Genomic DNA, 14,925 nt, shown 5'->3' on the forward strand with positions numbered 1-14,925 from the left:
AGACTGAGCTATCGCAGTTTGCTTGAAACCGTTCCAGGCCCTTTGCCGCCCGCACTGCCGGCATCCCTCGTTCCCGCTGCAAGGTTGTTCGCAATCGCTCCTGCACGAATGCCCGCCCAGGTCAAGGCGCTGATCCAGAACGTAGGCAGGATGGTAAACATCGTCGCCATCACGAAGTTCAGCAGCATGTCACCAAAACTGTTGTTCAATCCCATCAGCGGATCGAAGTTCGTAACTGGCCGATTCCATCCCCAACCGCTGCCATAGAGCGCATCCAGGATCGTGCTGTCGATCCAGCGTGCCAGCTGGAACCAGAAGTCCACAAAGAACAAGGCGAACTGCACCACGCTGACCGTCACCACGGCCTTGAGCTCGTAGGTGCTGATGATGAGCACCAGCGGGATGCAGATCACGAGAGCCATCTTCAGGAACGACAACACCATGGGCAGCGCCTGGCGCACCACGTCCATCGCGGGGAAAAAACCGATCGAACCGATCGTGACGCCGAGGTCGCTGGCGGCGCGGGTCACGACATTGGGCAGCGTCTTATCGATCTGCCCGCCGTAATCGATATAGACCGCCCCCTGGTTCAGTTTTTGCTGGCGCGGCGCAGCGACCGCACGGATCACCGAGTCGTCCACCTCATTGCGGCTCAGGAAACCGGCCCACCCCGCGACGCGATTGAGCAAGCTAGGATTAACTTCGGCCAGCAGGCGCGCCCGCAAGCCGTTGCCGGCGTCGGTCCACCACTGCCGACACGTCGGATAGCCGCCCCCGCTGGGTACCTGAGCCAGACCGGCATCACGGTTACTGTCATACGGCCACGCGTCGCGCGGGGTGCCGGAACGGTAGGTGTCGTAGTAACCCGCCGAGCTCACGAAATATCGTGAGCCAATCCAGGTAACGTCATTCATCTGTGCTTCATCCAGCTCTGGACGACTCATGAACAGCTTGGCGCGGGCCGGGCCGTAGCAGTCGTGCGAGAAATCCGATACCTCCTGTGCCAACACCGGATCATCGATTCGTGTAGCATCAATCTCCATGCGTATTTGCCGCAGTTCGGTGCCGCAGGGAATCGCGGCGACCGACGCGCTGGTGAGGCCGCGCGAGAGCGCGTGCATGAACCCCCACCACACGGGCACCTTGGCGCTTTGATCGTTCAGGGTAGTAAACGACTGGCTCCAGCCCGTATCGGATGGCTGCGGGACGCTCACCCCGCATTGACGGGAACGGGCATCATCAAAACGCACGCGGCTCAGGTCCACGTCGATGAACGGGATGCCAGCAAACAGCACCACAACGATGGCCACCCACACGCGGGTTTCAATGCGCGCGGCCGACAGTAGACCCTTGTTGCCTTCGTCGGCGCCTTCGCCACGGGCCTTGAGCCATTCCTGCAGGATGATGGCAATAAAGGGGATGGCAAACACGCCGCTGGCCACCAGCACCGACCAGATGCCGTTGTGCACGATCCAACCGACCAGCGTCAGGTAGTACTCCAGGTAATCAGTCGTGAACAGGGTCATGATTCAGCGCTCCCGCTATGTGCTCTGCATCAGCAGACTGCACTCCAGTGCGACCAGGGCCAGTACAGCCGCAATCTCCGTGCGATGCAATCGGCGTCGCGTCTGGGGTTCGGTCTGTCTTGCTAGCAGCCGCCGGCGCATCCATACCCAGCCATAGGCGGTCGCGCCGTACAGACACAAACGCCACAGCAAGAAAAAGCCCGATGCCTCTGCCAGCCACTGCTCCCAGCCAGCAATGCTTCCTATGACGTAGATGCCCGCGACATTGGCCGCCACCGCCAGGGCCAGCAACAGAACCGTCCACAACAGCGTCCTGGCGGTACGCCGATTCAATAGCCAACGCGCTTTGAACCACGCGGCGTTCATGGTGTGCCGCTCGGTGCGACCCGCTGCAATTGCTGCAAGCGGTCGGGCACCGGGTCGCCTTGGTAGATGCCACGTGACCCAGCCGCCCGTGTGCTGTGGCGTTGAATAATTGCCATGGGCGAGTTATTCGCCAGTTCACGGCGCAACTCCAGCTCGGTTTTGAGGTTCTGAATCTCCCGGTCCAGCGTATCGCTTTCCTGGTTCACCGCGTCCACGGCCATGTCGTTGGCTGCGACGTTGGGCTCCTTTTTGCCGGTGAGCAGCGTGCGTTGCAGCAGTAGTGCTTTTTCCAGCACGCTCGCCAGCGCGACTTCCGAGGCCAGACGACGGGCCAAAATGTCCTGATCGGGTTCGTCACGCAGGGCCTCAATGACGCCCCGAGTGATCGGCAGCGAGGCACTGCCGGCTTCGCCCAGGTTTTCAAACGTGGTGTTGCGAACCCCCGTGACCAGTTCTTGCAGGACTTGCAGCTTGGTGTCGTACTCCTCCTGGATCAGCGGCGTCAGACCCACGCCCGGCACGGTCTGGGTCTTGGTGCAGGCTTCGCAGGTACGTTGCTCTTGCTCACCTAGCACTCGGGTCGCCCACTGAACTGCCGCATCGGGCGACGACCAGGTCTGGCAGGAAAGACTGCCGCAACTGGCTTGGGCGATGGCCGACGTGTCGGACACGCTACGGCCATTAACCAGGTTGTACCCAGCGCGAGTCACATCGCCCACCACCTTGATCGGAGATTGGCCCGCGCCACCGGCATTGCCGCCGCCCACCCACGGCACGCCATCATTACCCCGGCTGGTTTCAGCCTGTTCGATCGCCGAGACCGCATCGCTACTGGCCACCGCCTCGCGCAACGCCATGCTCTCGGCAAGCTGGTTCCAGCCCATCTGCCCACCGGCCATGTCGGCCATTTTTTCGGCCATCGCACGGCACTGGAGCTTGGATCGGTCAAAGTCCAGCCGTGCCTGCAGCACGCCATTGGTCAGCAAGTTGTATAGCCCTGGATCGGCCCGCTGGATGATTAGCGCGGGAAGCGAGGCCACCGCGCTGGTAGCGCTTTGAATCACACTGCTCATGATGTTCTGAAAGCCGTTGGTGATTCCGTTCAGCTGGTTCTGGATCGTCGTGCTGATGCTCATGTCACCGCAGATCAGATTGCTGTTCCAACCGGCGCCCACACCAATGGAGCGCATACCGGCCGCACCACTCATCGAGACAGCGTTCCCGCCACCAATGGAGTACATGACTTCGTCGCCGATGACGCTGCCACTATTCTGGAATCCACCGTTTTGCGCCGAGGCTAAACCGCTGGCCAGAGCCAGTGCGCAGGCCAGCACCGCTGAGCGGCACGAGCCCGGGATCAGGCTCGCGGGTTTTGTCATATCAGGACGGTTCATGGTTGTGCTCTCGAGTGCTCAGTTGAAATCCACACTGCCCAGGAAGGTCTGGCCCCGGCGCTGGCAGCAGCTATACGGACGCCACAGCGCCCAGGCGTAGTCGCCTTGCTGAGCCTGCGTCATCGATTCTTTATGAGGGAATACCGTGCAGGTATTAGACAGACGTGGAGTGAGTTCCTGCCACTTACCGGTCGAGGCGTCGTCCTCGATTAATGCACCCGCAGGCCAGTAGCCCGCCCGAGAACTGGCCAGCAGCGGCTGATACACATGCAATTGCCCCCGGCGGGTCACGACGTCGCCCGCACGCTGGGCCACCACGGCTCCCGCTTTGTAGTCGTCGGTCTGGTGCAGGAAACCACCACGCGGGTACACATTGCCCCAAAGGTTCATGCCACTGCGCGATCCGACTTCGCGCTGGCCGGGAATCAGCGCTTCCGGGTACACGGCCTCCGGCACGTTGTAGCGCCAGGCCAGCGTATCCAAGGTGCTGAGCAGGTACGGCACGAAGGCTGTGCCTGCTCCCTGGCAGAAGTATCCAGAACCCGCGACGAACTCGTTGAACACTTCCCCACCGGGATGACCGATCACATCGATGTTCTTAAATTTGGCGAGATTATTCTCATGGCCTTCGTTAGTCGTGCCGTCGCCGCCGGCCTGCGCGGTGGGATTGGGCAGACTCATGGGCCGTACTTCCACCCAGGGGTTCGCGCCAGTGTTTGAATAGCTCGACACCACCGCATCCGGGACGTAGTGGCGCACCTTGATGGAGGTGCGTATCCGGCAACCACCCACTCCGCAGGACAGCCAGTAGCAGATGCCGACCACGCGGTACTCCAAACAGGATGGCGACAGGGTGGAGGCCACAATGGTGGCGGTATTGAGCGCGAAGCTGGATGTCGCCGCAAGCAAGAGCGCAACGGCGACACCGAATCGCAGGTGGGGTAAGCTCATGGCCGCTCCTTGCGGTATTGCTCGACTCGGGTCAGCGCCTGATCGAGATTGGTATCGCCGTAGATCACATAGCGCTGGTCGACCACGATGGCCGGAATGGTCGTAATACCCAGGCTCCAGGCGTCGGCTACACCTTGGTAGGCCTCAGCCAGCCGTTGCTGCAACAAGGTGCCTCCTTCCTTCAAACGGTGCTGGACCAGTTCAGCGGCTTGGCGACTATCGCTCGGAAGATCGGCCGACAGTTCGGCTTCAATGCGCATGGGCGCATCCAACTCGATCAGCCGGTCTGGCGTACCCTGGACGGGGTATTGACGGTCGGTAATGATCCAGACATCCGCTGCGGTAGCGGTGCAGGCGAACAGCGCTGCAGTCAAGGCTATTGCCAGCGGCAGGCACATCGCCGGGGCAAGAGATAGAGAACGAAGCATGGAGCGGCACCCGTAGTTCATGACCTTGGTAGTGCAACGCATCGTGTGCAAAACAGCGACAAACAATCGGAAATGAGGGGTGTCCGGTTTCCCTTCGGTACATATAAGCTAACTCTTTCGCAGGATCGCCCTGCTCTTGCCTATTGGCGCTCGCGAACATCCACCCACTCAGGTAGCTCACCACGATTTGGCGACTTTCACTCAAATCGCGCAGCTTCTTGACCTCCTTACGTAAGGCGATCCGACCCTCTTGGCAGGGTTCAAAAGCGGGTTGATCGTCGACCATGCACAGCAGCACCCGGATGGTCTCGATCTCCAGGCCCGACGCACTGAGTAGTTGGATGCGTTGCGCCGCTCGCACTTTCGCCTCGCCATAGTCACGATAGCCTGACTCAGTGCGCGCAGGCCGCGGCAAGCCCTCGAGTTCGTAAGAGCGCAACATGCTTTCGCTCACGCCAGTGTGGCGTGCCAGTTCTCCGATTCGCATGAAAAGCCCCTTGACCCTGTCAAAGCTTAGCCTTGAACTCTCCACTACGTTCAGAAAGGTTCAATATCCATGCAATACGCAAAAACCGCGGATGCAAAGGCGTCCTACCAACAGGTTGCTATGGGGCAAGAGGCCACGTCGGCGCGATTACTTGCTTTTATCGAGCATCAAAATAGAATCGATGTGAGCGCCGAGGCGCTGGCTCCGCAGCTATGCCCATTTCACCGCCAAACAGGTGCGTGGTGGGCAGGTCTGGGGGTTGGATCTTCATTTGGAGCGGTTGGGTCGCCGGGGCGTTGCGCCTGGCAGCATTCGAGTACGAACGGGTTCTTCCGGGCATCAAGAGGTCGTCTCAGAAAGCGGAAAATAAAGCACGCTAAGGCATAGTCGACCCTGCCAGGCTTGCCCGCCCCTGGAGCGACGCGATCAGCGGGCACGAAACATTCCCCTGCCGCGAGTGGCAAGCGCACACCAGTTCAGACAGCACGGCTTCCATGCGCGCCAAGTCGGCCATCTTTTCACGCACGTCCTTGAGCTTGTGTTCGGCCAAGCTGCTGGCTTCCTCGCAGTGAGTGCCATCTTCGAGCAGCAACAGCTCGGCAATCTCGTCGAGGCTGAAGCCCAGCCGCTGGGCCGACTTCACGAATTTCACTCGAACCACATCCGCGCCGCCATAGCGGCGAATGCTGCCGTAAGGCTTGTCCGGTTCCGGCAGCAAACCCTTGCGTTGATAGAAGCGGATCGTCTCCACATTGACACCGGCCGTCTTGGCAAAAATTCCAATGGTCAGGTTCTCCAACTTATTTTCCATATCACTTGACTCCGTACATGAGTACGGAAGTAAGGTTACGCTATCCAATCCAAATTTAGAAGGGCCAACCTATGTCTGAATCGCAAAACGGGCGCGGTGCACTCTTCGCTGGTGGGCTGGCCGCCATCCTCGCTTCGACCTGTTGTCTGGGGCCGCTGGTACTGATCGCCCTGGGCTTTTCCGGCGCCTGGATCGGCAACCTGACAGTGCTGGAACCCTACCGCCCGCTGTTCATCGGCGCGGCGCTGGCGGCGTTGTTTTTCGCCTGGCGGGGCATTTTCCGGCCGGCCAATGCCTGCAAGCCTGGCGAGGTCTGCGCGCTTCCGCAGGTGCGCGCCACCTACAAGCTGATTTTCTGGATCGTGGCCGCGCTAGCTCTGGTCGCGCTTGGATTTCCCTATGTCGTTCCCTTTTTCTATTAACCAGGAGTTCACCATGAACACGCTGTTTGCCTCTCTCGTACTCGCCGTCGTCGTCGCCCCCGTGTGGGCCGCCACCCAAACCGTCACTCTGGCGGTGCCGGGTATGACCTGCTCCACGTGCCCGATCACGGTCAAGAAAGCACTCTCCAAGGTCGATGGCGTGAGCAAGGTCGATGTGGGCTTCGAGAAGCGCGAGGCCGTCGTCACTTTTGACGACTCCAAAACCAGCGTGCAGAAGCTGACCAAAGCCACCGAAAACGCCGGCTATCCGTCCAACGTCAACCAGTGAGTCACTGAACCGGGAGCGACATCATGGGACTGATAGCACGCATTGCCGATAAGACCGGCGCGCTCTGCTGCGTCATTTCCGCGATGGGCTGCAAAGTTCCCGTAAAACATGGCTGATAGCACGAGTCGGCGGCCAACACAGAAAAGGAGCGACAGTATGACCACCCTCAAAATCACCGGCATGACCTGCGACTCGTGCGCGACGCACGTCAAGGAAGTTCTGGAGACAGTCCCCGGCGTGCAATCGGCGGATGTTTCCTACGCAAAGGGCAGCGCCAAACTCAATGTCGAGGTCGGCACGTCGCCGGATGCGCTGACTGCTGCTTTGGCCGTACTAGGCTATCGAGCCACGCTCACCGATGCGCCCGTGGTTCCGGTGGGTGACGGATTGTCCGGCAAGATGCGCGAATGGCTGGGCAGTGGCGACAAGACTAACGGCGACGGAGAAAAGCTCCATATCGCCATCATCGGCAGCGGCGGAGCGGCGATGGCGGCAGCATTGAAAGCGGTCGAGCAAGGCGCACGCGTCACGCTGATCGAGCGCGACACCATTGGCGGCACTTGCGTCAATATCGGCTGCGTACCGTCTAAGATCATGATTCGAGCCGCCCACATTGCCCATTTGCGCCGCGAAAGCCCGTTTGACGCTGGCATCCAGGCGGTTGTGCCGGTCATCCAGCGCGACAAACTGCTGGCACAGCAGCAGGCCCGCGTCGATGCACTGCGTCATGCCAAATACGAAGGCATCCTGGACGGAAACTCCGCCATTACCGTACTGTGCGGCGAGGCGCTATTCAAGAACGCACACGCCCTAACCGTGCGCCTGGCTGAAGGCGGTGAGCGTGAGGTGGCGTTCGACCGTTGCCTGATCGCCACCGGTGCGAGTCCGGCCGTGCCGCCGATTCCTGGCCTGAAAGACATTCCTTACTGGACTTCCACCGAAGCACTGGTGAGCGATACGATCCCTGCGCGGCTGGCCGTAATCGGCTCGTCAGTGGTGGCGCTGGAGCTGGCACAGGCGTTCGCCCGACTCGGCAGCAAGGTGACGATCCTGGCGCGCAGGACGCTGTTCTTCCGGGAAGATCCGGTCATCGGCGAGACGGTCACGGCCGCATTCCGGGCGGAGGGCATCGAGGTGATGGAACACATGCAGGCCAGCCAGGTTGACCATGCAGATGGCGAATTCGTGCTCACCACGGCGTACGGCAAGCTGCGCGCTGACAAGCTACTGGTCGCCACCGGTCGCTCGCCCAACACGCGCAGTCTGGCGCTCGACGCGGCGGGCGTCGCGCTCAACCCACAAGGCGCTATCGTTATTGACGCCGGCATGCGGAGCAGTACGCCGGACATTTACGCCGCCGGCGACTGCACCGACCAGCCGCAATTCGTCTATGTAGCGGCGGCGGCCGGCACCCGCGCCGCAATCAACATGACGGGGGTGACGCGGCCCTGAACCTGACAACAATGCCGGCGGTGGTATTCACCGACCCGCAAGTGGCAACTGTGGGCTACAGCGAAGCGGAAGCGCACCACAGCGGCATCGAGACTGATAGTCGCACGCTCACGCTCGACAACGTGCCGCGTGCGCTGGCTAATTTCGACACACGCGGCTTCATCAAGCTGGTGGCCGATGCCGGCAGCGGGCGCTTGATTGGCGTGCAGGCCGTGGCCCCGGAAGCGGGCGAGCTGATCCAGACAGCAGCGCTGGCAATTCGCAACCGCATGACGGTGCAGGAACTGGCCGACCAGTTGTTCCCCTACCTAACGATGGTCGAAGGATTGAAGCTCGCGGCGCAGACCTTCAACAAGGACGTGACGCAGCTCTCCTGCTGCGCCGGGTGAGGAAAAGGAGGTGTGTGATGAGCGCCTTCACAGTATCGCGGCTGGCTCACGACGCTGTGGTAAGCGTGAACGTTGTGCGCGACTACCTGGTGCGAGGCTTGTTGCGGACAGTAGCCACGGGCGGCTATGGCTTGCTCTACGATAGCGCCTTGCGACGTCTGGCGCTGGCCGACCTGGACGCGCAGACCCGTCACCGGCTACCAATGGGGCGTATTAGCCGTGCTGGCCGGCACGACCGCCAGTGCCCTACTTGGCGAGCATTGGGGCATTGCCATGCAGCGGCTCGGCTCAGTGGTCCTGTCCGAAGCGCCGTCGCTGCCGACACTCCTGCATCGCGCTTATCAGAACGAACCTCTCGTTCCCCCATGAGCCTGCCGTTTCACAACGACCAAGTGTCCCCAGAAAAACGGGAGCATAAGGCTCCCGCTTGAATCATAAGGTGGCCGCCAGGATGACCTTACGCGTATGGTGGCGCCAGAAGCGGTCCACCAGCCGACCCTCCAGGACACGGGCGCGAAAGCGCAGGCCTTGCGCGGTGGAGAAATTATCCCAACCCGCTTCGTAGGATGCTTCGCTACGCAGTTCGGCGACCTCGTTGACGATCTGCTCGGTTTCGTCATCAGAAGCGACCGGAATGCACCATCTCACGGTATCTCCCCGAAACTGTCCGGCGAGCACCAAGCGTTGACCCCTGTCCCGGACGATGATCAACTCGGGTGCGAAGCTCAATGCGTCGCTAACATCGGTGAGATCAAAGTCGTGGTGCAATACTCGAGTGTTGGCCAGCGACATGGCATCCACAATCAAGCCGCACTTGCCCAGGACGAGGGTTTGCGGCGTCCACCAACTGCCATAGACGGGATCGTCTTCTGGATATTCCACATGGCCCTGGCAAGTGATGGTGAACTGACGCCAGAACACATCCTTGCGCAGGTAGGTGCCAGATCGATACGGGGTGGCGATGAAAGCAACACCCTCGAAGTGATGAGTTTTGAGCTGCATGATGTACTCCCATATTTGAGAAGGCGTGCGAGCTCTATGCCGACCCACACGGGCCGGGAGAGCCCGCATGGGGGTTGAACACTGAAACGAGTAAAGTGCCACGCTGGCGTAGGCGCGGCTGGGGGAACTACTCCAGCAAACCAGACTCGGCAAAGGAAAACGGTTCACCTTTACCAATGATGAAATGATCCACGACCCGGATATCCACCATCCCCAAGATGAATTTCAATCGGTTAGTGATCGCGCGATCTGCCATACTGGGCTCGGTCGTGCCCGACGGGTGCTGATGGCTCATAATCAGAGCGGACGCATTAAGTTCCAACGCACGCTGCACCACCACGCGCGGGTAGACCGACGCCTCGCTGACCGTGCCTTTGAACAGAGGCTCACACGCCAACACTTGGTGCTGGCTGTTGAGGAACACCACAACGAAGACCTCGTTGGGCTCGGCCATCAACTTCAAGCGCAGATAATCGCGAACCGCCTTCGGGCCATCGAGCGTCGGACCCGCCTTGAACACGCGATGCTCTAAGAGTGCAATGGCTTGCTGGATGATCCGATCGTCCTGCTGATCGGTGAGATCAATGCTTAATTGCGTGCCGGAATCGGCGACATTAGGGGTGGGGAACATAACAAACCTCCAATAAATAACATCGGAGGACGCGTACCCGAGAGGGCAAACCCTCCGGGGACTATAAAGAACAATGAGCGAACAATCAGCATCCACCACCTTCGTATCAGGTGGGTATCCGCGCAGGGGATGCGGTGCGGAACGGGGTGTGCAATCAACGCGGTCTACACCACGCCGTAGCCTTTAAGATTGCGGGCTACCTGGGCTTGTTACCGTCTGGGACGGCGGACAATTCAGTCGTTTCTGCGAGTTCGGAGGTCGGATCATCGGTCACAAGCAGGTCCATCGCTGACAACAGCGCGTCACCTGGAATCGGTCCCTGGAACCACAAGGATTGGCCGGTACGCTCGTCGCGCAACTGCAGCGTCGGCGTGGCCGCTATACCGTGGTCGGCTGCGCCATCGGCTTGCGCCCTCACAATCGCTAACGGGCGCTCGCTTTCCAGGCAAGCACGTAAGGCGTCGTAATCAGGCGGGTAGATGCCATCAGGCAACCCCAGCCCTTCGCCCTGTGTGTGCTGATAAATCCAGGATATCGTCCGCCAATAAGCCTCGGGGCCGCCGGCCTCGCCAGCACACTCGGCCAACACAGCCAGTTGGGAAGCCGCAGGCTCATGCATGGATAGCGGCAGGTGTTGCCACTGCAGGCGAATATCAGGATGCTGCTCGATCCAGGCCATCAACGGCGGTACGTAAGTCCTGCAGTAGGGGCATTCCAGATCGGCATATAAGATCAAGGTATAGCGAGCCAAGGTGGAACCATAATGCCAAGGCGGTCCAGATGCTTGAGACATCGCCGCCCCATCGTCTGCAGACAGTTGGGCACCCTGCTCCATCGAGGCAATGGGAACGGCAGGACGCCAAAACACGAGAAGTATTAGCACCATAACGGTGACAGGCCAGATCAGGCGGCGCAACGTATCGCGAAAGGAAGGCGTCCGTGGTCGCATCGTAGTTCCCAGACAAGATGTAAATCGGGTGCAGATGCGTTAGTCGAACATACTGGACTACCTACGTGGCTTAACAATGCGGCATACTGTCTGCCCCCTTCTCGCATAGAAAAATAAGACCTGCTTCGGGTACTGACCATTGCCACAGAGATGACCGGCAACGCTAAGCGGGCGGCATTCCTATTTCGATCTGATGCAGTGATTGCCTACCTGGGGATCTTTGGCCGTTGGGACTGTGGAATGATTAGCACATCGGGAGCAAGGCCTGGCGTAGCGGACCCGCCATATTCTCAGCATGAAGAAAGCTGATGCATACGAGCAAAGTGGTACGCATACATGTACAGCCAGATGCGTTAGCGTTGAATTCGCACCTACTGCTATCGGCCATTAGGGGACCTTGACCGATCGAACGCTTGGACAGGAAGGTGAATGCCCGGTATTGCCGCGCGGGAGGCTTGTTGGCCACCCGAGCCAACGTAGACCATGTCGCAGTCGTAGCTACTTACTGCGCACTGTATCGTCAAGCATACCTGGGACAGCGACCAGGACCAGTTCACAGCACCAATGCTTCCCACAACTGGATGACCAATCAAAAGAAACACGCGCTGGATAGCTGATTACTCGCTCAGTTCCGGAACTCAGCGAGACCGTTCACCACACCTGGCCACCATAAAAAATATTACCGAACCTTCGAGACCCGACGCTTCTTGTCCTGTCATCAGTCGACCCCTCTGTCCCATGGCCCTAAAAGTGCTCAGTGATACGAGTGGTGCGCCTAAGCCAATCTAGCAAATTGTTTGTCTCTGTTACAGTAAGGCACTTTTTACCGTAGTTATCTCTTGAGGAATTACGATGGGTGCTATTCATGATGACATACGTGCGTGGTTGCACCGACAAGCCGACTGGATACAGGAGGCTGCGGACCGACTGTTAAAGAAAGGGCAGTTAGGTCGCGACGATCTTGCCGATTTATACGCACTTATCAAAACAGACGCGGGCCGAGCAGTTACGAAGACGCGCCCATTTCATGAGTTACTCAACGGTGTCGCCGCTGGGTCAGATGTGCGTCTACGCAGCGTCAGTCAGGTGATTGGTATTGAGAACCTTTCTCCCGCGCATCCGCTGGTGTTTGGTGACGGCAATTTAACCGTCGTCTACGGAAATAACGGGTCAGGAAAGTCCGGCTATACCCGGCTGCTTAAGAAAGCGTCCGGCAAGCCCCGAGCGCAGTTGCTATACGCGAATGTTTTCGAAGCGGCGCCAGCAGAACAAAAGTGCCAGATCGAGTACGCCAGCCAAGGAGCGGTGAAGTCGTCGGAATGGCATGCTGGCGGAGCACCAATCGATGCGCTGATTGCACTGGATGTCTTCGACAGTGAAGAAGCCGGGTTCTACCTTCGCAGTGAAAGTAGTGCGTCTTATACGCCACCGCTTGTCGCGATGTTCGTCGCACTAGCTGCGGCGTGTGATGATGTGAAGCGGCTTCTTGAGGAGGATCAGGACCGAGACATTTCGGCCCTGCCCGTATCGCCGGCAGAGCACGTTGCTTCGGAGGCAGTACAGAGCTACAACAGCCTAAAGGCTACGATCGACGCCAAAGCCATGGAGGCCCTTGTACGTTGGTCGGATGAAGATGCTGCGCAACTGCACAGTCTGGGGGAAAGGTTAAATGCCACAGATCCTGCAGGTTTGGCCCAGACTAAGCGAAACGCCGAGCTCGCAACCCGTCGCATCGTCGAGAAGATACTCCAAGCTGCGGCGGCCTACAGCACGGACGCGCTAGTGGCAATTCGAGGCCTGCGGCAGACTGCAAATATCGCCAGGAAAGCTGCTATCGATGCCGCCCAGGTTAATTCTGCCAAACTGGACGGGGTTGGTGAAGACTCATGGCGCGCGATGTGGGCTGCTGCGCGCGCCTACTCCCAATTGTCATATCCTAATCGGGACTTCCCCGTTACGGAAGAAGCACGGTGTGTGCTCTGCCACCAACCCTTGGATGAAGAGGCAGCACACCGCCTTCAAGAGTTTGAAACTTTTGTCCAAGGTGAAGTTGAAGCGACGGCCGCACGGGCACAAAAGTCGTACCACGACGCCCTGAAGGCGTTGCCAGAACCTGTTCCAGCAGAAGTCTACTGTGCGCAACTCCAGACCGCCGGTCTTACCGACCCAGGGTGGGCAGCATACTTAGAAGCTTACTGGAAGGCCATAGCGGTAGCGCGCCAGGCATTAATAACACACGAGCTAACTGAGGCCGTGCAGCCGGCACAAGATAGCGAAGATGCGTGCACGAAGCTCACAATCTTTGCAAAGGCTCTTGAGGCAGAAGCGTTGCAGTTGGACAAAGACGCAAAAGACTTCGATCGAGACTTGGCGAAGCGGCAGAAAACTGCGTTGGAAGGCAAGCATTGGGTCTGCCAACAAGCAGAAGCGGTGCGCAATGAAGTAGCTCGTTTAAAGCGCGTGCAAGCTCTTGAAAAACTCAAAGCGTTGGCACATTCGCGCCCGGTGACCACGCAGGCTGGCGTCGTGGCGGAGCAGGCCATCACCCAGGCGTACGTTGCCAGATTCAACGCAGAGCTTAAGAAGCTCGGTGCAGGCCGCATTCAGGTAGAACTCGTGAAGTCCAAGATGGAGAAAGGTAGTGCAAAGCACCGCCTTCAGTTGAAGTCGGCCAAGGGAAAACAGCCGCTCGAGCTAGTTCTAAGCGAGGGTGAGCGCCGCATCATTGCGCTGGCGGCATTCTTGGCAGATGTGTGTGAAAAGCCGTTTCCTGCTCCATTTGTGTTCGATGACCCGATTTCTTCGCTGGATCATGACTACGAATGGGCAGTGGCAACGCGACTGGGAGAGTTGGCGAAGACTCGACAAGTCATCGTCTTCACGCACCGCCTGTCCCTTTATGGTGCGATGGAGGACATCGCGAAGAAGATCGGCGAACCCGTCAAGGGAAAGAACTTCTTCCAGACATGTATTGAGACCTATGCTGGCAAGGCTGGACAGCCCGTGCATCAGGCAACTTGGAACGCCAATACCACGGCTGCGAACAATCTGCTGATCGAACGGCTGAACGCGGCAGCGCGTGCCGGCAAAGAAGGTGGAGGCGACGAGTATCGAGATAGGGCGCAAGGTATATGCAGCGATTTCCGAAAGTTGCTTGAGCGCACAGTAGAAGATGACCTCATTTATGCCATAGTGAAACGACATAGACGAAGCGTGACGACGGACAATAAGCTGGCCGCGCTGCCTATTATCGAGACGGGAGATTGCGATTTGATCGATCGCCTCATGACGAAGTATTCCTACTATGAACACAGTCAGTCTGATGAGGTCCCTGTGCCAATACCGGAAGAGGCAGAATTACGAGCCGATTTGGAGGAATTGAAGCAATGGCGAAAAGACTTTGGGGAACGGCGCAAAGTAGTTCTGGCATAGTTCTCGAGGCATAATCACCGTGCCATGCTCGCTGAGTTCACGCGTTCGGCATCGTTGGGTGATACAAGAACCTAATCATGCTCGGCGCGGGGTACGCATCGCAGGTAAGGTTGTTCAGACAGCCGGGCAGATATGTCGGCAATCTTGCAGCGAGAACAGTCCTTCGAGGCCCAGTACAACAAGCAGATCGTGAATTGCGTACGCGAGCTCCCAGTAGACGTACGGGCCAAGGTTGCTATTCGAAGAATAGTGCGGTGCATTTTAGAGTTGATCACCGAGTCCAAGTCGACTTGGGAAGAAGTTCGTTAGAGAAATCTCCTTCACGTGGGCAATTGGGATTACATGATCAATTAGCTCCATGCGATCAGGTTTGTGCGACGTCTGCTTAGGGTCGTT

The 14,925-nt window shown here is 58.8% G+C and carries 14 protein-coding genes and 2 pseudogenes; 6 read left to right on the forward strand and 10 right to left on the reverse strand.

The window, feature by feature from the left end:
• Positions 1-8 precede the first annotated feature (8 nt).
• The 7 genes from L1889_RS12075 to merR form a co-directional block, all read right to left on the reverse strand.
• Positions 9-1,526 carry a conjugal transfer protein TraG N-terminal domain-containing protein gene (locus L1889_RS12075; protein ID WP_238665330.1) on the reverse strand — a complete coding sequence of 506 codons (1,518 nt, stop codon included), beginning with the start codon at positions 1,524-1,526 and terminating at the stop codon, positions 9-11.
• Between the two features lie 15 nt (positions 1,527-1,541).
• Positions 1,542-1,892 (reverse strand): hypothetical protein, encoded by a 351-nt coding sequence (locus L1889_RS12080; RefSeq protein WP_238665331.1) that lies wholly within the window; start codon positions 1,890-1,892, stop codon positions 1,542-1,544.
• Positions 1,889-3,271 carry an integrating conjugative element protein gene (locus L1889_RS12085; RefSeq protein WP_238665926.1) on the reverse strand — a complete coding sequence of 461 codons (1,383 nt, stop codon included), beginning with the start codon at positions 3,269-3,271 and terminating at the stop codon, positions 1,889-1,891. The genes L1889_RS12080 and L1889_RS12085 overlap by 4 nt, the downstream gene beginning before the upstream one ends.
• A 33-nt stretch (positions 3,272-3,304) precedes the next feature.
• Positions 3,305-4,237, reverse strand: coding sequence for a TIGR03756 family integrating conjugative element protein (locus L1889_RS12090; protein WP_238665332.1), 933 nt, complete (start codon positions 4,235-4,237; stop codon positions 3,305-3,307).
• Entirely contained in the window at positions 4,234-4,599 is a 366-nt protein-coding gene (locus L1889_RS12095; RefSeq protein WP_238665927.1) for a TIGR03757 family integrating conjugative element protein, read from the reverse strand. The genes L1889_RS12090 and L1889_RS12095 overlap by 4 nt, the downstream gene beginning before the upstream one ends.
• Positions 4,487-5,152, reverse strand: a complete 666-nt coding sequence (locus L1889_RS12100; RefSeq protein WP_238665333.1) for a MerR family transcriptional regulator — start codon at positions 5,150-5,152, stop codon at positions 4,487-4,489. The genes L1889_RS12095 and L1889_RS12100 overlap by 113 nt, the downstream gene beginning before the upstream one ends.
• 376 nt (positions 5,153-5,528) lie before the next feature.
• Positions 5,529-5,963, reverse strand: a complete 435-nt coding sequence (gene merR, locus L1889_RS12105; protein ID WP_238665334.1) for a mercury resistance transcriptional regulator MerR — start codon at positions 5,961-5,963, stop codon at positions 5,529-5,531.
• Positions 5,964-6,034: 71 nt separating this feature from the next.
• Here merR and merT point away from each other — a divergent pair, with 71 nt between their 5' ends.
• The 4 genes and pseudogenes from merT to L1889_RS12125 all read left to right on the forward strand — a co-directional run.
• Positions 6,035-6,385 carry a mercuric ion transporter MerT gene (gene merT / locus L1889_RS12110; protein ID WP_238665335.1) on the forward strand — a complete coding sequence of 117 codons (351 nt, stop codon included), beginning with the start codon at positions 6,035-6,037 and terminating at the stop codon, positions 6,383-6,385.
• A gap of 13 nt (positions 6,386-6,398) precedes the next feature.
• Positions 6,399-6,674 carry a mercury resistance system periplasmic binding protein MerP gene (gene merP, locus L1889_RS12115; RefSeq protein ID WP_238665336.1) on the forward strand — a complete coding sequence of 92 codons (276 nt, stop codon included), beginning with the start codon at positions 6,399-6,401 and terminating at the stop codon, positions 6,672-6,674.
• A 156-nt stretch (positions 6,675-6,830) separates the two neighbouring features.
• Positions 6,831-8,515: pseudogene (gene merA / locus L1889_RS12120) on the forward strand (mercury(II) reductase).
• A 17-nt stretch (positions 8,516-8,532) separates the two neighbouring features.
• Positions 8,533-8,676 (forward strand): annotated as a pseudogene (locus tag L1889_RS12125) (transcriptional regulator MerD); the annotation flags it as partial.
• A gap of 271 nt (positions 8,677-8,947) precedes the next feature.
• Here L1889_RS12125 and L1889_RS12135 read toward each other — a convergent pair.
• The 3 genes from L1889_RS12135 to L1889_RS12145 all read right to left on the reverse strand — a co-directional run bounded on the left by L1889_RS12135 (position 8,948) and on the right by L1889_RS12145 (position 11,097).
• The gene (locus L1889_RS12135) at positions 8,948-9,517 is read right to left on the reverse strand and encodes a hypothetical protein (protein WP_238665337.1); all 570 of its coding nucleotides are present in this window, start codon (positions 9,515-9,517) and stop codon (positions 8,948-8,950) included.
• Between the two features lie 127 nt (positions 9,518-9,644).
• Complete coding sequence (radC, locus tag L1889_RS12140) at positions 9,645-10,148, reverse strand: RadC family protein (protein WP_238665338.1); 504 nt, start codon at positions 10,146-10,148, stop codon at positions 9,645-9,647.
• Positions 10,149-10,344: 196 nt separating this feature from the next.
• The gene (locus tag L1889_RS12145) at positions 10,345-11,097 is read right to left on the reverse strand and encodes a DsbA family protein (protein WP_238665339.1); all 753 of its coding nucleotides are present in this window, start codon (positions 11,095-11,097) and stop codon (positions 10,345-10,347) included.
• Between the two features lie 852 nt (positions 11,098-11,949).
• Between L1889_RS12145 and L1889_RS12150 the strand changes: the two genes are divergently transcribed.
• Both L1889_RS12150 and L1889_RS12155 read left to right on the forward strand, forming a co-directional pair.
• Complete coding sequence (locus L1889_RS12150; RefSeq protein WP_238665340.1) at positions 11,950-14,529, forward strand: AAA family ATPase; 2,580 nt, start codon at positions 11,950-11,952, stop codon at positions 14,527-14,529.
• A 132-nt stretch (positions 14,530-14,661) separates the two neighbouring features.
• Complete coding sequence (locus L1889_RS12155) at positions 14,662-14,838, forward strand: hypothetical protein (protein WP_238665341.1); 177 nt, start codon at positions 14,662-14,664, stop codon at positions 14,836-14,838.
• Positions 14,839-14,925: the final 87 nt, after the last annotated feature.

It is taken from the genome of Paenalcaligenes niemegkensis (assembly GCF_022230885.1).
GTDB lineage: Bacteria > Pseudomonadota > Gammaproteobacteria > Burkholderiales > Burkholderiaceae_B > Paenalcaligenes > Paenalcaligenes niemegkensis.